We start from the raw sequence: 21,350 nt of genomic DNA, 5'->3' as shown, positions 1-21,350 counted from the left end.
GGCCTCACATTAATCGTAGACGGATCACTTAGTTGGATGGGCTATATGCTAATGCTTTCCCACGGTGCGATGGCCATCCAGGGATTACTGTATACACCATTTTATGCGGTGAAATTGCGGCATATTATTTTTGCATCAATATGGACATTGCATAACGACGTGATTGATTACGTGTTTGAACAAATGCCAGTATATTCATCCCTGACAACGTATATGAACGAAATTGGCTACTTCACTTTTTGGCTTAGCATACTATCCATAGGTGTTAGTTATTGGCTGACGATTAATCGGAAAAAGTCGATTGGTTAGTTGTTATATATTGGATTAGCCACACATACATTAGTAGTGAAGATGTTATGTGAGGTGACCACCATGAAACGGACTTTTACTATAACGCGTATGCTAATCGCCAGCATCGGAATATGTGCCTGTTTGCTATTGACATCGCCAGTTGTTACCTCTACCAAAACGACAGCAGTAACAACGGGAAGTATAAAAATGGTTCCTTTCTACTGGATTGTAGGCATTGTTGGCGGATCCATTGCCGTTACATTAACGTATGTCGGTTGGAAAAAGTATAAAGGAGAAGAAAAGAAAAAGTCAGATGAAGATTCAGATAGTTGACTACATACTATCGTTTGACTATAATTGACCTTATAAGAATATATTAATATGATGGAGGATGAAAATGATAGGTGGTCTAGGCGGATATTTAATATATATTGCACTGTTGATGATTATACCCTTATGGGCACAATCCAAAGTGAAAAACACGTATAAAAAATACGCAAAAAAAGCAACATCATCACAAATGACAGGTGCAGAAGTTGCTCGTAAAATTCTAAACGACAATGGAATTTTTGATGTACAGGTTCGTGAAACAAAAGGATTTTTATCCGATCATTATGATCCAAGGAAGAAAACAGTGAATTTGTCACGCGATAACTTCCATGGACAGTCGATGGCTTCATCTGCCATCGCCGCACACGAGGTTGGACATGCGATACAAGATGCACAAGACTACGCGTTTTTGCGTTTTAGACATGCATTAGTCCCGCTCGCTAATACTGGTTCCAATTTTTCCTTCTTCCTTATCCTAATAGGGATTTTTTTCCAAATGAGTGAGATGCTATTACTTGGAATCATTTTTATGTCGGCTGCAGTTCTTTTCCAATTAGTAACACTGCCCGTCGAATTTGACGCTTCCAACAGAGCGATGGCGCAGCTTGTTTCGACTGGTATTATCCGAAATAATGAGGAACGAGAAACGAAAAAGGTGCTTAACGCTGCTGCAATGACATATGTGGCCGCAGCAATGGTCGCTGTTGCGGAACTAATTCGGTTCATTATGATTTATGCAGCAAGTAATGATTAACAGTTTATATTTATAAAAAGTGCCGCAATCCTTTTAGGATAGCGGCACTTTTTTCTTTAAAAATAGCAAGATAGCTGTTTCTAGCGTCATTCATTTAGTGGGTTTTTGTTTTCATCCAGTGTAAATCCTTCTCCAACTACATCATGAACGGAGCTTACAGCGACAAATGCATGTGGGTCAATATCGTTGATGATATTTTTCAAACGGACAATCTCATTTCTGCCAACAATGCAGTACAGTACCTCACGAGCCTCTCCCGTGAAACTTCCTTTGCCGTTCAATATAGTAACACCACGATCCATTTCCTTAATGATATGGTCGGCTATTTGATCGCTTTTGCCTGAGATGATGACAGCCCCGCGTGCAGCATACGCACCCTCCTGAATAAAATCAATCACTCTGGCCCCGATATAAACGGCTACAAGTGTATACATACCTTGTACCATATCCAAAAATGTGAAGATGGATGTTGCTATAACAACAAAGTCAAACATAAACATGGTTCGCCCCATACTCCAGCCAACATATTTATGCACAATCCTGGCAATGATGTCAACGCCACCTGTTGTTCCGCCATAACGAAAGATGATACCAAGACCTATGCCGATAAATACACCCGCGAATAATGCAACCAGTGTCATGTCCGACTGCATGTGCATTGAAAAAGGATTGATTTGAAAGATGGATAAAAATAAAGACACGGCCAATGTTCCAATAATCGTATACAAAAATGTTGTTCGTCCAAGAAATTTCCAACCAATAAAAAATACGGGCACATTAAGGACGATATTTGAAATAGCAGGATCCAAGTTCCACAAAAAATAGAGCAGCAGTGTTATACCGGTAAATCCACCTTCACCAAGATTGTTTTGCATATTAAAATGGACGATGCCAAAGGAAAAAATGGCAGACCCTAGAAGGATAAAAGCAATATTTTTGACTCTTAACCCAAAAATCACCTATAATCACTCCAATTTTATTGAATTTCATCATTTACCAACGATAAGTAAGCAGCGAATGGTTATTTAAAATTACACTTTTTCTATTATAGACAATTTAACTGTAAAGAACAACGAATCCTGCAACGTGTATGAGTTGTCAAACCGATGTCTTTTAGCTACCATAATAAGAGATTATATCAAACAAAACTGGATAGGAGCGTTACATATGCCAGCATCTGAAAAACCGATTTATCATACACACGAAATCCAACAACGAGTTGATCGGTATATAGGACAGTTTAAGGAAGGTTACTTCTCACCGCTCAGCTTGATGGCAAGATTAACTGAAGAAACAGGTGAATTGGCCCGTGAAGTAAATCATTACTATGGTGAAAAACCTAAAAAAACTTCCGAGCAGCCAAAAACAATGGAAGAAGAACTAGGTGATATTATTTTTGTTCTGGCATGTTTCGCCAATTCACTTGATATTGATATGGCAGAAGCATTTGATACAGCCATCAGAAAGATTGAAACAAGAGACAGGGACCGGTGGACGAAAAAAGATTAAGTTGTAAAACAGTTCAATCTTAGGCAGGAGGCTAATCATGGATAAAAAAATAATCATTGCAGGACCACGAGGGAAAATGGGGACAGAAGCTATTCAGATGGTTCACAGTGAACAAACATTTGAACTTGTTGCCTGCATTGACCGAAAAAATGGCGGAAAACAATTACAAGACATCGAGGGACTTCCGGATTTAAGCGTTCCGATATACGAAAATCCTGAAGCTTGTTTTCATGAAATTGACGCGGATATATTTATTGACTTAACCGTTCCAGGATCTGGCTTCGAACATACTAAAATGGCTTTATTATATGGTATATGCCCAGTTGTTGGCACATCAGGCTTCACGGAAGAACAAATCAGTGCCTTAGAGGATTTGTCGATGACACATGGGACAGGCTGTATTATCGCACCAAATTTTGCTGTCGGTGCTGTTTTAATGATGCAATTTGCAAAAACGGCAGCAAAGTATCTTCCTGATGCAGAAATAATTGAAAAACACCACGACCAGAAACTTGACGCACCATCTGGAACGGCAATCAAAACCGCAGCTATGATGCAAGAAACACGTACAAGCAAACAGCAAGGACACCCCGATGAGAAAGAAACGCTTGCTGGCGCAAGAGGGGCAGAGACGGACGGGATTCATATCCATAGTGTCCGGTTACCGGGACTTGTCGCACATCAAGAAGTGCTGCTTGGGGGACCAGGCCAGGGACTTACCATCAAGCATGATTCCTATAACCGTGCTTCGTTCATGGAAGGAATTAAACTATGTATCGAAAAAGTGTCACAATTAGATAGGCTTGTTTATGGGTTAGAAAATATACTAGACTAGGCGGGATTTCAATGAATATTGCACTGATTGCACACGATAAAAAGAAAGACGATATTATTCAATTTGCAGCGGCCTATACCGATGTACTAAAAAAACATCACCTGTTTGCAACCGGGACCACTGGAAAAAGAATTACCGAAGCAACTGGTCTATCGGTCCATTGCTTCCAGTCCGGGCCATTAGGTGGCGATCAGCAAATTGGTGCAAAAATTGCCGGCAATGAAATGAATGGGGTCATTTTTTTCAGAGATCCATTGACGGCACAACCGCATGAACCGGATGTTAGTGCTTTAATGCGACTTTGTGATGTTCACTTAATTCCGCTTGCGACTAATCCTGCAGCAGCTGAACTGATGGTTGATGCATTGGCTGCGGGAAATTTTAGCTGGAATGAAAACCTGAAATCTGAGCGGCAAGCGGGTAATGATATATGAAAAAGATAGGAATCACATGTTATCCAACATTGGGTGGTTCAGGAGTCATAGCTACAGAACTTGGAATGAAATTGGCGGAACTTGGTCATGAAATTCATTTTATTACATCCAGCTTGCCGTTTCGTTTGAATCATGTCCACCCGAATATCTATTATCATGAAGTGGAAGTCAGCCACTACCCTGTTTTTCAATACCCGCCATTTGATCTTGCGCTTGCCAATAAGATGGCTGAAGTGATCGATCAAGAAAAACTTGACATTCTTCATGTTCATTATGCGATGCCACATGCCATCTGTGCTATATTGGCGAAAGATATTGCGGAACGGGATATAAAAATTGTTACAACATTACATGGAACAGATATCACAGTTCTTGGGATTGATGATTCTCTTAGGAAGATGATCCGGCATGGCATTGAACAGTCTGATGCTGTTACCGCCGTTTCGCACAGCCTTGTTGAACAGACGCAGGAAATGCTTCAAATCAATAAGGGGATGGAAGTCATATACAATTTTGTTAATGAAGCAAACTATTCCAAAAAAACACTCCCGGGTATCCGTGAACAATATGGTATAAAGCAGGACGAAAAAGTGATTATTCATATTTCTAATTTCAGGAAAGTAAAACGCGTTCAAGATGTCATTTATACATTTCATAAAATTCATGCTAACATCAATGCAAAACTTCTTCTTGTAGGGGACGGACCTGAATATTCAGCGATATATCAGTTAGTACAGCAATTAGGGCTCACCGACGATGTTCTATTTTTGGGTAAACAAAAAAACGTTAGCGACCTCTTTTCGATTTCCGATTTAAAACTGCTCATGTCCGAAAAGGAAAGTTTCGGTCTTGTACTTTTGGAAGCAATGTCCTGCCAGGTGCCTTGTATCGGGACAAATGTGGGTGGAATGCCTGAAGTAATCAAGCATGGCGAGACAGGATTCATCGTTGAATTGGGTGATTCAGACAGTGCTGCGGCGTATGCTATTAAACTGCTGGAGAACGGGAAAATGCTTGAGCAATTTTCCGAAAATGCTTTAACCCATGCGAGAGAAAAGTTTTGTTCGGAGACGATTGTTCAGCAATATATTGATTTATATGATAAACTGATTAAACAAGAATGATGAAAATGGTGATACTGTGGGATTACCTGAGAAAATGGCTCAAGCCGCTGATGTTTTGGAAATATTGGAAAAAAACGGGCACGACGCTTATTTTGTAGGTGGATGTGTCCGGGATTTGTTATGTGGTCATGAAATTGGTGATATTGATATTGCCACATCAGCAACACCAGATGCTGTCCAGAAAATCTTTGACAAAGTAATTCCAGTTGGATTGGAACACGGGACAGTAATTGTTCGATATGCCCATCAATCCTATGAGGTGACCACGTTTCGTATGGATGGTGACTATTCGGATCAACGCCATCCCGATTCGGTCTATTTCATACAAACAATTGATGAAGATTTAAAAAGACGTGATTTCACCATGAATGCAATGGCAATGGATAAAGATGGAACGATCATCGATATATATAATGGGCAACAAGACATTGATAGCGGGTTAATACGAACTGTTGGCAATGGGCACGACCGATTTAAGGAAGATCCATTGCGTATTATCCGCGCAGTCCGATTTGCGAGTCAACTTGGATTTTCGATTGCACCTGATACATTACAAGCGATGCTATCCGTTAAACAGGAAATTGAAACGATTGCCATTGAACGAATCGCGCATGAAATGGAGAAGCTTTTTCGCGGGGAGCATGTACAAACCGGTATCCATTATTTACGGGAAACTGGGATACATAATCATCTACCGGTCATCAAAGATTTCCCTCATCTAATGGACAGACTGCCGGGACCTATGAGACCGCTACATTCATTTGGTGCCGTCATTGCAATGTTGCACAGACTTGAACCAGCAGTCAGCATTCAAACATGGATCAAAAGCTGGAAATGCTCCAACAAAGTAAAACAGCAGGCACACGAACTAGACGCAGCTCTTGCCCGTTTGCAATCAGAAGGTCTCGACCGTTGTCTTGTCTATCGTCTCTCAGACAGCTGTTACAAGGATTTTACGGTTCTGGGAAAGTTTTTCTCAAATGTATCCATCACTGAGAAAGACATACGTGACATGAAACAACTTCTACCAATTAAATCAAAACAGGATCTGGCAATAGATGGGAATGACATCATTCATTTTTTCCCAGATGCAAAAGGCGGCCCATGGATAGGAGAACTGTTAAACGATATCGAACAAGAAGTGATAATCGGAAACTTACGGAATGATAAAAAGGCTATAAGGGATTGGATAAAATGACATCCACACGCTACCGGCTACTTGAACTGTTAAATACGAACGGAAACAATTACATCTCCGGGCAAAAACTATCAGAGGAATTGAACATATCCCGCAGTGCCATATGGAAACACATGAAAGACCTGGAAAAGGATGGGTATGTCATTGAAGGTGTACGCCGAAAAGGATACCGAATTGTGCAATCACCCGATAAAGTAAGTGAAAACACTATACGTTGGGGCCTTGGTACAGACTGGCTCGGGAAAAACGTGATACATAAGGAAGTCGCTGATTCTACCCAATCCATTGCTCATAAGGAAGCCCTTCATGGTGCACCCCATGGAACAGTTATTGTTGCCGATGAACAAACAGAGGGGAAGGGAAGAATGAACCGACAATGGCATTCAGCCAGTAATAAAGGAATCTGGATGAGCATTATATTACGGCCGAACATGAATCCCGGTTCAGCTCCCCAGCTAACCCTAATGACGGCTGTTGCGATTGCCGAGGCTTTATCAGAAAATATATCGGCTAAACCAAAAATAAAATGGCCAAATGATATTTTGATTCACCATAAGAAAACTGCAGGAATATTGACGGAAATGCAAGCTGAACAGGACTGTATCAAATATGTCGTCATTGGCATAGGGATTAACATCAATCAAACAGAGGCGGATTTTCCTTCTGAATTGAAGAATTTTAAAGCAACATCAATCAGGCTGGAGACAGATGTGTATTTTCATGTGAAAGATATTATCCAAAAAATCTTGCTGCGATTGGAACAGGTATATGATGGGTACATGCAAACTGGCTTTACGGACATCAAAACCAAATGGGAACACTATGGTTATAAAATTGGTGAAGACATTCGCATCAAAACACTAAGGCATTCATTTAACGCCACATTTTTGGGAATCGCAGCGGATGGGGCACTACTAGCTCAAATGGAAAACAATGAAACAAAAAAAATATATTCAGGTGAGATTGAGTGGTTTCATGATGGAAGGGACAAATGCTAGGCGTTATAGCCTTTCTGATTAGAAATCGCTGCAACATGTATTAAAGAGGGTTAGGTGGCATTATGAACAGTAAATACGTTGTGATTGATCTGGAAACAACAGGACATTCCCCCGCCAATTCGGATAAAATTATCGAAGCAGGTATTGTCGTTATTGAAGATGATAGTATTACAGAGGAGTTTTCTACGTTCCTTAATCCAAATATGGCAATCCCGTCTTTTATCACCAATCTAACGGGTATAACAGATGACGACGTCCGCCATGCACCTATTTTCCACGATAAGGCACTTGAAATCACAGCACTGTTTGAAAACAGCTACCTGATTGCACATAACGTTGCTTTTGATTTAGGCTTTTTGAATGAGGAATTAGCATTACACGGTTTTTCCCAACTTAATAATCCAGTGATCGATACAGTTGAGCTTGCCCGTATTCTTTATCCGCATGCCCCTGGGTTCAAACTGGGCCAATTGGCAAATTTTTTACAGATTAAACATAATGCGCCACACCGCGCATTGACTGACGCTCGTGTAACGGCCGAGCTTTTCCTTAAATTAAAGGAAAAATTGCAAACACTTCCTTTTGAAACGATTACGCATTTATTAACGTTGGAAAAAGGGCTGCAATCCGATTTATACAGACAATTGCAGGAGCAAAAACAAAAATTGCTCTTTTCCACGCAGGAAGTTGATACAATCGAAACTTTCAGGGGACTGGCAATCAAAAAACAGGCCCAAAAGAAACAGGAAACTATTCATGTGGATACATCGTTTGGTCATTATTTGGATGCCATTTACGAAGCGAATGGTTCAATGCAGAAGCATATGGACCATTATGAGAAACGAAGCGGACAGCGAGAAATGTCCGAAACCGTGTATGATGCATTTCAATCGCAAAACCATGCACTGGTTGAAGCAGAAACGGGAACAGGGAAGACATTAGCATACTTGCTTCCTGCGATTTATGAAGCAGTCAGTAAACGGAAACGAATTCTCGTTAGTACCTATACAACGCAGCTTCAGTCCCAGCTTTTGGATGACGAAATCCCGTTAATTCGGCGTCTTGTGCCATTCCCATTTCGTGTTGCATTGTTAAAAGGAAGGCAACATTATATCAGTCTTGAGAAATTTGAACGCGCACTTGCATACGAACAAGATGACAACTATGATATCATCCTTACAAAAGCAATGATCCTTGTCTGGCTGACCGAAACCGAGACGGGTGATATCGATGAAATCCAGCTTCCTTCTAGCGGTTATTTATTCTTCAAACAGGTGTCCAGTGATATGGAAGGAGCGTTGGATCCTTCATCTCCTGATTTTTTCCGTTCGTACTATCTAAGAGCTCGCAAAAATGCACAGCAGGCGGATATTTTGATTACCAATCACGCATTATTATGTACCGACATGGCCAATGACTATCAGTTACTCCCGACTTATGAAAAAGCAGTAATCGATGAGGCACACCATTTTGAGGAAACGGCAGCCAAGCATTTTGGAGCTGCACTTGATTATGTTTGTTCACAAAATATACTAAACCAGGTGGGAATAACCTCAGAAAATTCTTGGCTTGGAAGATTGCTTGCAGATAACCCTGAATTCCTGGAAGTATTTAGAGCGGAAAAATGGAATGCTATGTTCACAAACGCGAAACAGGAAACAGATGATCTGTTTCGAATGCTATTTCAATATGTGCTGGAACAAAGACAGAAAGATAAATCTTTAAGTGATATTGGCCGACTCCAGTATCGTTTTGACGGGGAAAAAGAAGGTTCGCGACAATGGAACACTGTTATCGAGATGGCTGCAAGGCTAACGTATTATATCCGTGATTTAATTCATTTGCTCTCACCACTTACGCAGCTCAAAACTATAGAAGCTGACTTAGAAGAGGAACTTAATAAACATATAGAGGATCTACAATCCATTATCAATCGACTGGAACGCTTATTTTTGACGAAAGAAACCAGCCAGGAAGTCAAATGGATTGAAATTGAGGCTCATGGGGCCAAAAACGCCGTGTACCTTTATTGTGAACCTGTTGCGATGGCTCCGCTGCTACAGGATGGCTTTTTTCAGCAAAAAGAGAGTATTATTTTAACAAGCGCAACACTAACCATGAGGAATTCATTCACTTTCATGCAAAACAGGCTTGGGTTGCCGGGAGAAAAGGTAATGACTGCCAAAATTAAATCACCTTTTTCATATGAAAACCAAGTTCAGCTCATGGTACCGGATGATTTTCCTGACATTAAGTATGGTAGGCTGGATGATTTTGTTGAAGCTGTCAGTGAAGCAATTATTTCAATGGCACACATAACTGATGGAAGAATGCTTGTACTGTTCACTTCCTACGATATGTTGAAAAAGGCATATTACTTATTGAAAGAAACGATTGACGTCAATCAATATATGTTAATTGCTCAAGGCATCTCAAGTGGGAGTAGATCTAGGTTGAAAAAGAATTTCCAGACGTTTGACAACTCCATTTTGCTAGGAACGAGTTCTTTCTGGGAAGGAGTTGATATTCCTGGTGAGGACTTGTCTTGTGTCATGATTGCCCGTCTTCCGTTTCAGCCGCCGAATCATCCCGTTTATGAGGCTAAATCAAATTATTTACAAGAAACAGGTAAAAACCCTTTTATTGAATTGGCGCTACCGGATGCAGTTATCCGGTTTAAACAAGGTTTCGGCAGATTAATCCGCTCGGCAAAAGACCGCGGTATTGTCTTTGTATGTGATAACCGTATTAAAAAAGCACGATATGGTAACTACTTCCTGGATTCCATACCAGGTGTCCCGGTAACTTTTGATTCAACACAGGCAATACTTGAAAAAGCTGAAGAATGGTTTTAGAAAAGTTACAGCCCGAAGTATTTCTAAAGTTCGACTTTCCCAGCCTGGAATGAATCATCGCAATATTCTGATGTTATCCATTGAATTTTAGTTCCAATCCGACCTTTGATCACATGTAAAAAACTGATGCACCGCTTGATGCATCAGTAAAGTTGGTAATGGAATGGGGCTGGAAAATTTGTTGAAATAAATAAAAAGAAACAAATTCACTGTAATGCTTGTTATACTGTAAAATATATGCTCAGATATTTAATTTCAACCGTATGTTTAGTATTTGCACTGATTACAGCACTATGAATAGCAAAATGTGATAAAACAAGAAGTATTTGACTGGAGGAAGAGGAATGAAACTGCACAAATTTGCGGAACGTGGCAATAATGAATAATCGATTTCCCTGGTTTACTGTTCCGGGATGGCTAAAATGGCTGGCAGGAATTATATGTCTAGCTGTCGTTTTCTGTCTGATTACAGTTGTTTATCTGTATCAGGCAACACAGCAAGAACGTACAGCGTCTTTTAAACAGGTGAAACAAAAGGTTCTAAAAGAAACAGCTATAAATACGATTGACCGTATCGAACGCTTTCATGGAAGCGATGCTTATCATATCATTTATGGTAAAATGGGTGATCAGCAAGCTGCCATTATGTTTTACCCATTTAACGAAAATAATACTGACAGCGTAATTGTTAATCGTTCCGAAATAATACCGAAAAAGACCATTCAGACAGACTGGCGTGATCATTGTACAAACTGCATGTTGTTTGATATCACACCAGCGCTTATAACAAATGACAAATTGCCAGCATGGGAAATCACTTACGAAAATAGTGCAGGACGTTATATAATGGAATATGTATCCATGAATGATGGTAAACAAATTGAATTAATGGGATTTAAGCGGATGTTTAATAAAGGAGGATGATTAAATGGAACTGGCAAACAGGGTGAAGACACTTTCCCCATCAGCCACTCTGGCTATTACAGCTAAAGCAAATGAACTGAAAAGTAAAGGTTACGACGTGATTGGACTCGGTGCGGGTGAACCGGATTTCAATACACCTGACTATATTCTTGATGCGGCAGCAGACGCCATGAGAAACGGTTTTACTAAGTATACACCTTCCGGGGGAATACCGGAATTAAAACAAGCCATTACAGACAAATTCCAACAGGATAACGGACTTTTGTATAGCCCTGATGAAATTATTGTTACAACAGGAGCTAAACATGCTTTGTACACACTGTTTCAGGTTTTATTGAACAAGGGCGATGAAGTAATCGTACCTGCACCTTATTGGGTGAGTTATCCGGAACAGATCAAATTAGCTGAAGGAAAACCAGTGATTATCAATGCAGAAGAAAAGAACAGCTTTAAAATAACACCTGAACAACTTGAAGCGGCCATCACTCCGCAGACGAAAGCTGTTATCATTAATTCACCGAACAACCCGACAGGTATGGTTTACAGTAAAGACGAGCTGCATGCGATCGGTGATGTATGTCTAAAGTATGGCGTTCTTATCGTGTCTGATGAAATTTATGAGCAGCTAATTTATACCGATGACAGCCATGTTTCGATTGCGGAACTATCATCATCACTAAAAAAACAGACCGTCATCATTAATGGTGTTTCCAAATCACATGCAATGACAGGCTGGAGAATCGGGTATGCTGCAGGGCCGACGGAAGTGATCAAGCCGATGACCAATCTTGCATCCCATTCAACATCAAACCCAACGTCAATCGCACAATATGCAGCACTTGCCGCTTATCGCTCAAGTAGTGATTCCAATACGGAAATGCGACAAATTTTTGCGGAACGGTTAGAAATATTTTATGGGCTTTTGAATGATATACCAGGTATCACCTGTGTAAAACCTAAAGGAGCATTTTATCTATTCCCGAATGTTTATGAGGCCGTAAAAATGAATGGATTCGAGACAGTTGATGACTGGGTGAAGGCCTTGCTTGAAGAAGAGAAAGTAGCACTTGTTCCAGGGACAGGTTTTGGCGCATATGAAAATGTTCGATTATCGTATGCCGTTTCCACCGACACTTTAAAAGAAGCGAGCCAGCGTATAAAACGATTCGTGAAGAACCATCAATCCTAGCTTATCGGAGGTAGCATTTGAATGAAAACAACTATTGCACAAGTACCAGCATATGAAGGACAAGAAGTAACTATTGGTGTATGGCTGACCAATAAACGATCCAGTGGTAAAATTGCATTTCTGCAGCTGCGAGATGGAACCGGATTTATGCAAGGCGTCGTTGCCAAAAATGATGTCACCGAAGAAGTATTTCAGCTTGCTAAAAATTTGAATCAGGAATCATCCATGTACATAACCGGAACAATTGTGGAAGATAAACGATCCCCATTTGGTTATGAAATGCAGGTGAAGGGTATTGAACTCATACAAGAAGCTTCAGACTATCCTATAACGCCAAAAGAACACGGAACAGAATTTTTGATGGATCACCGTCACTTGTGGCTCCGGTCCAGTCGCCAGCATGCTGTGATGAAAGTCAGAAATGAAATTATCAGGGCTACGTATGAATATTTTAATAATAATGGATATGTAAAAGTTGATGCACCGATTTTGACCGGTGCGTCGGCAGAAGGAACAACCGAACTGTTCCATACCAAATATTTCGACGAGGATGCTTATTTATCCCAAAGTGGTCAGCTTTATATGGAAGCAGCTGCAATGGCTTTGGGTAAAGTGTTCTCATTCGGCCCAACATTCCGCGCAGAAAAATCAAAAACACGTCGGCACTTGATTGAGTTTTGGATGATTGAACCAGAAATGGCATTTGTTGATCATGACGAAAGCCTAGAGATACAAGAACAATATGTGAGTTTCGTCGTGCAATCCGTTTTACAAAATTGTAAGCTTGAACTACAGACACTAGGACGTGACACTACAAAATTGGAAACAGTTCAGGCTCCTTTTCCAAGAATAAGTTATGACGATGCCGTACAGTTATTGAAGGAAAAAGGTTTTGATGATATTGAATGGGGCGAAGACTTTGGTGCACCGCATGAAACAGCTATAGCGGAGAGTTTTGACAAGCCGGTCTTCATCACCAACTATCCGGCAGATATAAAAGCGTTTTACATGAAACCTGATCCGGAGCGCCCGGATGTTGTACTGTGCGCTGACCTTATCGCACCAGAAGGATACGGAGAGGTTGTTGGCGGTTCACAACGAATCGATGACCCTGAATTAATGAAACAGCGCTATGAGGAACACGATTTATCAGGCCCGGCGTACCAATGGTATCTGGAGCTGCGCCAATACGGAAGTGTACCACATTCCGGATTTGGATTAGGATTGGAACGGACGGTTGCTTGGATTACCGGGGTGGAACATGTACGTGAAACTATTCCATTCCCAAGACTGTTAAACCGTCTTTACCCTTAACTTTCCATATGGCAATATGACTGTTCTTCTTCAAAATCCCTTGCATATAGCGCAAGGGGTTTTATCTTCTTATATGATAGGTTGAGAAATGAGGTGTATCAATTCCTATGACTAATTTCATTTCATTTCAGGATATTTTGTTAAATCAAGTACAATTACCTGCCAGACTGCTTGAAAGGTATGTATCACTCGGTCTGAATGAAACAGAAGTAATGGTCATCTTGCAGCTTGTCCGCTTTATGCAGGCAAACAATGAATTCCCCACGCCGGAAGATATAGCTGGGCATATGAAAATAAGTGAGAAGGAATGTGCCAACATACTACGGAAACTTATCCAAAATAATCATTTATCCATTGAGCAACTGAAAAATGATCGTAATCAAATCACTGAGGCGTATAGCTTAAATCCACTCTGGGAACAATTATTTGCCGAACAGCAACAGAAAACGGCACACGAACATGAGGGTACGATTTTTGTATTGTTTGAACAGGAATTTGGCAGGCCGTTGTCACCATTTGAAATTGAAATGATCAATACGTGGCTCGATGAGGATGAACTGGCTCCCGCACTGATAAAAGCTGCGTTGCGTGAATCGGTGCTGATGGGCAAACTAAATTTCAAATATATTGACCGTATTCTTCGTGAATGGAAAAAGAAGGGGATCCATTCTGTCGAGCAAGCGCGGGATGCGAGCAAAGCTTTTCACGGAACCGGAACTATAAAGAAGGAATCCGCTGAGGAAAAACGGGATACGTCCATTTATTATAATTGGCTGGAGGAGGAGTAGGAGGAATGCTAAATAAGAAACAAGTACAACACTGCCTTGAAGTCATGGAAGAAATGTTTCCGGAGGCGCAATGTGAATTGAATCACCGCAATCCATTTGAACTTGTCATCGCCGTCCTATTATCCGCTCAATGTACAGACAATCTTGTAAACAAAGTAACAGCTTCATTATTTGCAAAATATAAGACACCCGAAGATTATTTAGCGGTATCACTAACGGAATTAGAACAGGATATTAAGTCAATCGGGCTATACCGAAATAAGGCAAAAAATATTCGAAAACTATGCCAAATGCTAATCGATGATTATGGTGGGGAAGTGCCACGGACAAAAACAGAATTGATGAAGTTAGCCGGTGTTGGTCGCAAAACTGCCAATGTTGTCGCCTCTGTTGCATTTAACGAGCCGGCAATTGCAGTTGACACCCATGTTGAACGTGTTGCTAAACGGCTTGGGATATGTCGTTGGAAGGACTCAGTACTTGAAGTGGAAGAGACATTAATGAAAAAAGTACCAAAAGAAGCATGGGCGGACACACACCATCGGATGATTTTCTTTGGCAGGTACCATTGCAAGGCAAGGAATCCGCAATGTCCGGAATGTCCATTGCTCGATTTATGTCGTGAAGGACAAAAACGAATGAAGAAACACGAAACAATCGAAAACTGAGGGTCAAAGGCGCAAGTACGTCACGTCCTGTACAAAGTTGTTGTACATGGCTGATTTATAGTTGTCCGCAGCAACCCTGTTTTCTAGATGAGAAACAAAAGAGGCCGCTTCTGAATTGGAAGGCTACCTCTTTTGTTCTTTTTGTATCCACCGTTTTACTAGTTTTTTCAGTTATTCATCGTCACTATTATCATCATCGTCATTACCATCATTTGAAACAGTTTCGTTAGAATCAGATATGGTCACTTTTGTGCTTTTTGCTTCACCTTCATCTCCTTTGCTTGCACCGTTACGGCCTATAGGTACAACAGTTATGGTATAGGATTGCCCTGACTGTACGCCATCACCCTCAATAACAATTCCCTTGGTAGCTACAGTTTGTGTCTTTATTTGTGTTCCATCACGTGAAACGACCACTTCATATTGGGCAGGGGGACCATTGTATTGCCAACTAACATCAATACCTGCACCAATTTGCCTAGCACGCAATGAACCGACCGCTGGAATATTGCCTTTTTTGTCCTCATCTTCATCATCTTCTTTTTCTTCTTCGTCCTCTATTTCCTCATCATCTTCTAAATCTTCAGGGACTTTAACAGTTGCCGTTACCGGTTCGCTCTTGTTGGCTTTCGTTTTATTATTTATAGCAACAACCTCAATGTGATATTTAGTTCCTGGTTCCACATTCGAAATTTCCATTGCTGTTTCTTCTGTGGAAGACAGTTTTTGCTTTTGGCCATCACCAACGCGGGCACTAACTTCAAATGAAATATCCTGCTCCGTTTCATAGTCCCATTCTACTTGAATAGTGGCAGAATCTGAATCGAATGTTGCTTCCAGATCTTTTACAGGATCCAGCTGCTCAAAACGCTCTGATGTTTTGGATGGTTCTGTACCTTTGACAAATAATTCGGTGACGATTTTTGAATCAGGAGTATAATCGCTCGGCAATTTCGCCGGTCTTGAACCTTTTTCAACTGCGACTTCTACGACTGAATCTGGTTTCGTAAAGTCCGGCGTCTCTTGATCCTTGGACAGTTCGGACATAATATGCTTAAACAATGAAAGTGGCACTTTCGTTTCTGAGCCTTTCAACCCAATGTCGTTATTGTCATAACCGGTCCAGATGGAGATGGTGTAATTCGTGCTGTATCCGCTGAACCATGCGTCAGGGGAGCCATCTACTCCAGGCCTTGTAGTGGTTCCTGTTTTTCCGGCCAATGGAAGGCCAGAAATATTAGCTCCAGTACCTGTTCCTTGTGTAACAACATCTTTGAGCATATCTGTAATCATATATGCGGTGGAATCCGCCATAACAGCTTCGGGTTCAGGTTTCAGGTTGACAGTTTTTCCGCTTTCCGGAAATTCGACCTTAGTAACAGCATATGGTTCATTATATATACCTCCGTTCGCAAAAGTCCGGAACGCTCCTGCAACTTCCAGTGGATTTGTACCTATATTACCACCAATTGCATCTGTTAGTGCTATGTCGCTGTCGCCAAATGATATACCTAATTTCTCGGCAAACGCTTTGGCATTTTCACGACCTACTTCATCAAACGTTTTGACGGCAGGTACGTTGAGTGACTGTTCCAGCGCATATCGTGCGGAAACCCATCCAAAGTAAGTGTTTGCCCATGTCTCAATCTGTTTGTCAGTTCCCGCGATATCATATGGACCGTCATCGTTAAGCTGATGATACGTGGACCACTGCATATTCTCAATGGCCGGTCCATAATCCATAATTGGTTTGAACGTTGATCCAGGCTGCCGCTGCATTTGAATTGCACGGTTATACCCACGATTTTCTAATCCGTCGCGAGCACCACCGATTGCTCGTATAGCACCTGTTTTTGTGTCAAGCACTGTGACACCTGCCTGCATATCAAGTTTTTCACCTTCTTCACTGTCCGGATCAACAACAGGGTCGGCATAGTTAATCGGGTTGTCCTCCTTTTTTGACAGTAAAAAGTCCACATGGCTCTGTGCATCAGTATCAATTGTTGTATAGATTTTCAATCCATCGGTATAAATGTCAGCACCATCGACTTTCTGTTTGACTTCCCGCTCCACCTGCTGCAAGAATGCCTGATAAGAAGATGAATCAGGTTTATCATCCGTAAGAAGCGAGGCTATTTTCACTTGTCTTGCTTCTTTGGCTTCTTCCTCTGAAATTTTCCCATGTTTCACCATTAATTGCAGAACTGTATCCATTCGTTCTTTCATTAACTCCGGATTCTTAAACGGATTATATGCACTCGGTCGTTGCGGTAATCCGGCAAGAATCGCAGCTTCAGGAAGTGTCAGTTCATCTAAATCGGTTTTCCCAAAATAAAGCTCAGCAGCCTTTTTGACACCGTAGGCTCGATTGCCATAAAAAATCTTATTTAGATACATTTCCAAAATGCGTTCCTTAGAATAATCCTGTTCCAGTTGCAATGCCAACCACATTTCCTGGACTTTCAAACTTACTTTTTTCTCGGGTGACAGGAATGATTTTTCCACAACTTGTTGGGTGATGGTGCTAGCACCTTCCGAACCGAACCCATTTGTTATATTCGCAACAACAGCACCGCCAATTCGCCATATATCAATGCCGGGGTGTTCAAAAAATCTGGCATCCTCAGTTGCAGTTACTGCATCAATCAATACATCCGGTAAATCGTCGTATTCAACTTTTGAGCGCTGTTTTGTACCAAGGTCGGCAAACATCTCGCCATCCATGTCATAAAATTTAGATGAAAATGGTGTATCTAATTTGGATGCATCAATTTCCGGTGCTGTGACAATATAATAGGTGAACAATGATCCAACACCGATTCCAATTGCTACGAGTGCAATAAGCGTGATAAATATTATTTTTTTCCATAATGGCTTTTTGGAAGCTTTTTTTTGCTTTCTTCTTGATGTACGTGTTTGGCCGTCTGCCATAATTCAGTCTCCTCCAATCTAGAAATAAAGCTGATCGATTACTGCCAAATAATGAACTCTTGCTTGGTAATGGAACGGGATTGGATATCCTTTTTCCACAATGGTCTCATAACTGATGGATTTTTTTCCGCCGTTAAGCTGTTCGTCCCAATATGGAAAAAATACTTCAGCCGGCATATAGAACGTCTCACCGAAGTTAGAAAAACGGATAATTAGAAAGCAGATGCCCCCGTGCTTTGTCACGGATTTCATATGCCTAACCTGGTGCTCATGAATATTCGCAAGCGGAAAACGTGTTTTATTTTTGGTTTCTTTTGCTTCAAAATCAATATGTTTGTTTCGATAGACACCGTTATAATCAGTTGTGGATGGCTGCTTAAAATAGCCTTCCGTAATGACAGCGGAACTTCTTTTTGGATAATGAACGTTTACTATTTGCACTGGTGTCGGTTTTTTATGAACAATTGCTTTATTCCTATCACGGTAATACGTATTGGTGGCGTTGATGTCCTCTTCAAGTGTCATACCGCGATTACTGAATCCTTGTGACCGCCTTGTGCCTGATAGCGTTTGATACGTATGGTTATTCTTTTTGCCATTTGGATAATGCATGTATTTCCCCCCGTGTATGACAGTATCATACCAAATAATACCTTCGTTGACTATATATCGTTAAGAGAGGTCATATAATGAGTAATAGATGGAGAAAACACCTTCATTATATACTATCTGAAACAAAAAAGCATAACCTTGATAATATTTCCCGTACCAAAGCATATCAAAACTTTTACATGGTTTATCCGGAAGTGAAATGGGCTTTTTTAGCTAGTATGGTATCCCGAAATGCCGGGTGGAATATGATGGACCTTTCTCTCTCTCCGTTTCAAACCTTATTATCTAAAAAGCAGCAAACCCGACTATTCATGACCTACGAGCGCGCGAATTGGCTCATTTTTTCGGATGCATACCCACAACTCCTCGTATATGAACTTTCAAAGCGTTTAAATAAACCGTTGTTTCACTTGTTGCCAGCGCTCCACGTATCAAGGTTTATGGAAAAAGAATGGGAATATTTTTGGAAACATCATGACCAGGACCGTCTGATGACGTCAATGATTATAAATGAGCAAAATGTTATCCATTCGCCTGTTATCAAACAGGAGTATTTTAAGTATCGCGTGTTTTTGCGTCCGCCATACCTTTTGCAGGACATATTATTATTAAATGCAACACTTCTTCCCAATAGATTCGGGACACTGTACGGGGCATTTGTTCATGACTTTACAAATTTAACTAAACGGATAGAGTTAGGAAAGCGGATTGCTTCAATGATGTTTCATCCTCACGTTTACACTTCATTACTTGATTTTGCTTTATCAGTGGAGCACACCGGATCACGCTGGGATTATGAACAGTTTTTTTCAAGGCATTTCGAAAAGGCACCTTTTTTACGAACCGTTTATCCTTTCATAGCTCATCAGGATACAATTCGAAAGGACTGGCATAAAGTCAAGGGTGTTAAACGAAAATGGACAAGTCCTATAACACAACACCCTGACCGTGGAATAAAGAAGGCATTTTATAATAGAAGAAGGCTAATATATGCATATTCTCAGCTCAAAAATATGTTTGGACAGAGACATTCATAAGATCGCATATAAAATATTTTGGCATTTGCACGCAAATAGCGCGCAAATGCCGATTTTTTTGGTAGTACCATTACGTCGATGGTCGGTTAGGACCGTTTAGCTTTTTATCTCGGGTTTGGTTGTGCTTTTCTTGATGAAACTTTTCCGTTTTTTGCTGTGATGGCTTCTTTTTCATGCTTTTTACCTCCTTTCCATATTAGTTTGCCTAAACAAAGCCGAATCTACACTAGTTTTGCCATTATTCTTCTAGTTTTGTCGAGCGAGCAGGGAAGGTCATATTTTCGCCGAAGTTATAAACAGATCATATAATGGGAAGGTGAATCCGATGATGGAAATACAACTGCCTGTTGAAACAGAAGCTAGCTCGGATAAACAAAACTTTGCAAATGCATTAGCATCTATGGCTGATCAATTACGTCTTATGGAGCAAAAGGTTACCATGGCAGCAGACAACACTATAAGGGAACAATTCCAGCTTAATAAGGAAGAGATCAACCGAGCAACATATATTGTAGAAAAACTAGCAAAAAAACATACGCAATTACAGAACCAATTGCAGGAAGAAATCAATGTATCCAACACCGCAAAAAAGTTATCCTGATATCCTCACAGATGCATTATGCGTATATAAATGCTAAACTGATGGCTATAGGGGGAAAATGTAAAAAGGCAGGAATAACGATGGAATTAATACAAGAGACCAAACAATTTAAAAATTATCTGGAAATCCTAGAGGAAAAATATAATGAAAATAAACCACCCGAAAGTAAGAAGGACAGACAATTTTTTCAGATGGTAAAAAACTACACAGCACCAATTTATGACCTTCTAACAGAGTGGGAGAATCATGCATTGCAAGCTGTTAAAGAAAGGCAAGTCAACCTCCACCCTCAGCAAATAACATCAACAAAAGAAAATATGGAACTCTTGATGTTGCACAGCTTTTATATCGACGTTAAACGCAAACGCTATATGGAATTGAACCATTCGATTTATTTCATACTCGATAGACTTCTGGATGAACTACAAAAATAAAAGAAAAAGCTTTACGAACGTACGAGTGCTTTTATAATCACCTCCCATTAAGTCATGAAAGGGGAAAATCGGATATGCCACAGAAAGATAAACTAATTGCCATGGCAAAGACTATACTTGATCAAGCTTATGTCCCATACTCTAAATTTCCTGTTGGCGCTGCAGTGATGACGGAATCCGGCAAGGTTTACACAGGATGTAATATTGAAAATGCCGCCTATCCAGACAGTTGCTGTGCAGAGCGGGTGGCACTATTTAAAGCCATTTCCGACGGGGAACGTTCGTTTTCAGCGATGGCCGTTGTTGCTGATACAAAACGGCCTGTCCCACCTTGTGGCTCTTGCCGACAAGTTATGAGTGAATTCTTTGACAGTAATCTGAACATACATTTAGCGAATGTCCATAACGATGTGAAAACATTAACAATGGAAGAATTGCTGCCGTTTTCTTTCCAATCTGATGATATGGACGAAAGCAAGAAAAGAAGCTGAGTGTTTCAGTTTCTTTTTTTAAAAGATAGGAAA

23 protein-coding genes are annotated in these 21,350 nt (G+C 40.6%); 19 read left to right on the top strand and 4 right to left on the bottom strand.

The window, feature by feature from the left end; all coding sequences use genetic code 11:
• The 3 genes from FFL34_RS17680 to FFL34_RS17670 all read left to right on the top strand — a co-directional run.
• A partial coding sequence (locus FFL34_RS17680; RefSeq protein WP_138604619.1) for a DUF1405 domain-containing protein occupies positions 1 to 309 on the top strand: 309 nt, incomplete at its 5' end.
• Positions 310 to 372: 63 nt separating this feature from the next.
• Positions 373 to 624: a sporulation protein YpjB gene (locus FFL34_RS19080; RefSeq protein ID WP_411712827.1), complete on the top strand. Its 252-nt coding sequence runs from the start codon at positions 373 to 375 to the stop codon at positions 622 to 624.
• Positions 625 to 688: 64 nt separating this feature from the next.
• The gene (locus FFL34_RS17670; protein ID WP_138604617.1) at positions 689 to 1,375 is read left to right on the top strand and encodes a zinc metallopeptidase; all 687 of its coding nucleotides are present in this window, start codon (positions 689 to 691) and stop codon (positions 1,373 to 1,375) included.
• A gap of 86 nt (positions 1,376 to 1,461) precedes the next feature.
• Here FFL34_RS17670 and FFL34_RS17665 read toward each other — a convergent pair whose 3' ends face one another.
• Complete coding sequence (locus FFL34_RS17665) at positions 1,462 to 2,334, bottom strand: YitT family protein (protein WP_171046427.1); 873 nt, start codon at positions 2,332 to 2,334, stop codon at positions 1,462 to 1,464.
• A gap of 208 nt (positions 2,335 to 2,542) precedes the next feature.
• On the opposite strand from FFL34_RS17665, the gene FFL34_RS17660 reads away from it, so the two are divergent.
• The 12 genes from FFL34_RS17660 to nth all read left to right on the top strand — a co-directional run bounded on the left by FFL34_RS17660 (position 2,543) and on the right by nth (position 15,211).
• Positions 2,543 to 2,884: a nucleotide pyrophosphohydrolase gene (locus FFL34_RS17660; protein WP_138604616.1), complete on the top strand. Its 342-nt coding sequence runs from the start codon at positions 2,543 to 2,545 to the stop codon at positions 2,882 to 2,884.
• 37 nt (positions 2,885 to 2,921) lie between these two features.
• On the top strand, positions 2,922 to 3,719 hold the full coding sequence (dapB, locus tag FFL34_RS17655) for a 4-hydroxy-tetrahydrodipicolinate reductase (RefSeq protein WP_138604615.1): 798 nt from the start codon (positions 2,922 to 2,924) through the stop codon (positions 3,717 to 3,719).
• An 11-nt stretch (positions 3,720 to 3,730) separates the two neighbouring features.
• Entirely contained in the window at positions 3,731 to 4,153 is a 423-nt protein-coding gene (locus tag FFL34_RS17650; protein WP_138604614.1) for a methylglyoxal synthase, read from the top strand.
• Complete coding sequence (bshA, locus tag FFL34_RS17645; protein ID WP_138604613.1) at positions 4,150 to 5,277, top strand: N-acetyl-alpha-D-glucosaminyl L-malate synthase BshA; 1,128 nt, start codon at positions 4,150 to 4,152, stop codon at positions 5,275 to 5,277. The genes FFL34_RS17650 and bshA overlap by 4 nt, the downstream gene beginning before the upstream one ends.
• 34 nt (positions 5,278 to 5,311) lie before the next feature.
• Positions 5,312 to 6,475: a CCA tRNA nucleotidyltransferase gene (locus FFL34_RS17640; protein ID WP_181954915.1), complete on the top strand. Its 1,164-nt coding sequence runs from the start codon at positions 5,312 to 5,314 to the stop codon at positions 6,473 to 6,475.
• On the top strand, positions 6,472 to 7,473 hold the full coding sequence (locus FFL34_RS17635) for a biotin--[acetyl-CoA-carboxylase] ligase (protein ID WP_138604611.1): 1,002 nt from the start codon (positions 6,472 to 6,474) through the stop codon (positions 7,471 to 7,473). Before FFL34_RS17640 ends, FFL34_RS17635 begins: the two co-directional genes overlap by 4 nt.
• Before the next feature lie 62 nt (positions 7,474 to 7,535).
• A complete protein-coding gene (dinG, locus tag FFL34_RS17630; protein WP_138604610.1) occupies positions 7,536 to 10,328 on the top strand; it encodes an ATP-dependent DNA helicase DinG in 2,793 nt (930 codons plus the stop codon).
• A 378-nt stretch (positions 10,329 to 10,706) separates the two neighbouring features.
• Positions 10,707 to 11,252, top strand: a complete 546-nt coding sequence (locus FFL34_RS17625; RefSeq protein ID WP_138604609.1) for a cell wall elongation regulator TseB-like domain-containing protein — start codon at positions 10,707 to 10,709, stop codon at positions 11,250 to 11,252.
• Between the two features lie 4 nt (positions 11,253 to 11,256).
• Entirely contained in the window at positions 11,257 to 12,441 is a 1,185-nt protein-coding gene (locus FFL34_RS17620; protein WP_138604608.1) for a pyridoxal phosphate-dependent aminotransferase, read from the top strand.
• 21 nt (positions 12,442 to 12,462) lie between these two features.
• Positions 12,463 to 13,755, top strand: a complete 1,293-nt coding sequence (gene asnS / locus FFL34_RS17615; RefSeq protein ID WP_138604607.1) for an asparagine--tRNA ligase — start codon at positions 12,463 to 12,465, stop codon at positions 13,753 to 13,755.
• Between the two features lie 107 nt (positions 13,756 to 13,862).
• Positions 13,863 to 14,543, top strand: a complete 681-nt coding sequence (locus FFL34_RS17610) for a DnaD domain-containing protein (protein WP_138604606.1) — start codon at positions 13,863 to 13,865, stop codon at positions 14,541 to 14,543.
• Positions 14,544 to 14,548: 5 nt separating this feature from the next.
• Positions 14,549 to 15,211 (top strand): endonuclease III, encoded by a 663-nt coding sequence (gene nth / locus FFL34_RS17605; protein ID WP_138604605.1) that lies wholly within the window; start codon positions 14,549 to 14,551, stop codon positions 15,209 to 15,211.
• Between the two features lie 171 nt (positions 15,212 to 15,382).
• Here the strand turns inward: nth and FFL34_RS17600 are convergent, their stop codons facing one another.
• Together FFL34_RS17600 and recU are read right to left on the bottom strand one after the other, a co-directional pair.
• Entirely contained in the window at positions 15,383 to 18,142 is a 2,760-nt protein-coding gene (locus tag FFL34_RS17600) for a PBP1A family penicillin-binding protein (RefSeq protein ID WP_171046426.1), read from the bottom strand.
• 18 nt (positions 18,143 to 18,160) lie between these two features.
• Positions 18,161 to 18,754 carry a Holliday junction resolvase RecU gene (gene recU, locus FFL34_RS17595; protein WP_138604603.1) on the bottom strand — a complete coding sequence of 198 codons (594 nt, stop codon included), beginning with the start codon at positions 18,752 to 18,754 and terminating at the stop codon, positions 18,161 to 18,163.
• A 77-nt stretch (positions 18,755 to 18,831) separates the two neighbouring features.
• Here recU and FFL34_RS17590 point away from each other — a divergent pair, with 77 nt between their 5' ends.
• A complete protein-coding gene (locus tag FFL34_RS17590; RefSeq protein WP_138604602.1) occupies positions 18,832 to 19,791 on the top strand; it encodes a DUF2515 family protein in 960 nt (319 codons plus the stop codon).
• A 70-nt stretch (positions 19,792 to 19,861) separates the two neighbouring features.
• On the opposite strand, the gene FFL34_RS17585 is transcribed toward FFL34_RS17590, so the two are convergent.
• On the bottom strand, positions 19,862 to 19,966 hold the full coding sequence (locus FFL34_RS17585) for a spore protein (RefSeq protein WP_138604601.1): 105 nt from the start codon (positions 19,964 to 19,966) through the stop codon (positions 19,862 to 19,864).
• Positions 19,967 to 20,116: 150 nt separating this feature from the next.
• Here FFL34_RS17585 and FFL34_RS17580 point away from each other — a divergent pair, with 150 nt between their 5' ends.
• The 3 genes from FFL34_RS17580 (at position 20,117) to FFL34_RS17570 (ending at position 21,317) form a co-directional block, all read left to right on the top strand.
• Complete coding sequence (locus FFL34_RS17580) at positions 20,117 to 20,392, top strand: hypothetical protein (protein WP_138604600.1); 276 nt, start codon at positions 20,117 to 20,119, stop codon at positions 20,390 to 20,392.
• Between the two features lie 80 nt (positions 20,393 to 20,472).
• A complete protein-coding gene (locus FFL34_RS17575; protein WP_138604599.1) occupies positions 20,473 to 20,826 on the top strand; it encodes a DUF1798 family protein in 354 nt (117 codons plus the stop codon).
• Positions 20,823 to 21,317, top strand: a complete 495-nt coding sequence (locus FFL34_RS17570) for a cytidine deaminase (RefSeq protein WP_171046453.1) — start codon at positions 20,823 to 20,825, stop codon at positions 21,315 to 21,317. Before FFL34_RS17575 ends, FFL34_RS17570 begins: the two co-directional genes overlap by 4 nt.
• Positions 21,318 to 21,350: the final 33 nt, after the last annotated feature.

Source organism: Lentibacillus cibarius (assembly GCF_005887555.1).
GTDB lineage: Bacteria > Bacillota > Bacilli > Bacillales > Amphibacillaceae > Lentibacillus > Lentibacillus cibarius.
The sequence above is the reverse complement of the archived record's forward strand: the minus strand, read 5'-3'. Positions and strand labels throughout refer to the sequence as shown.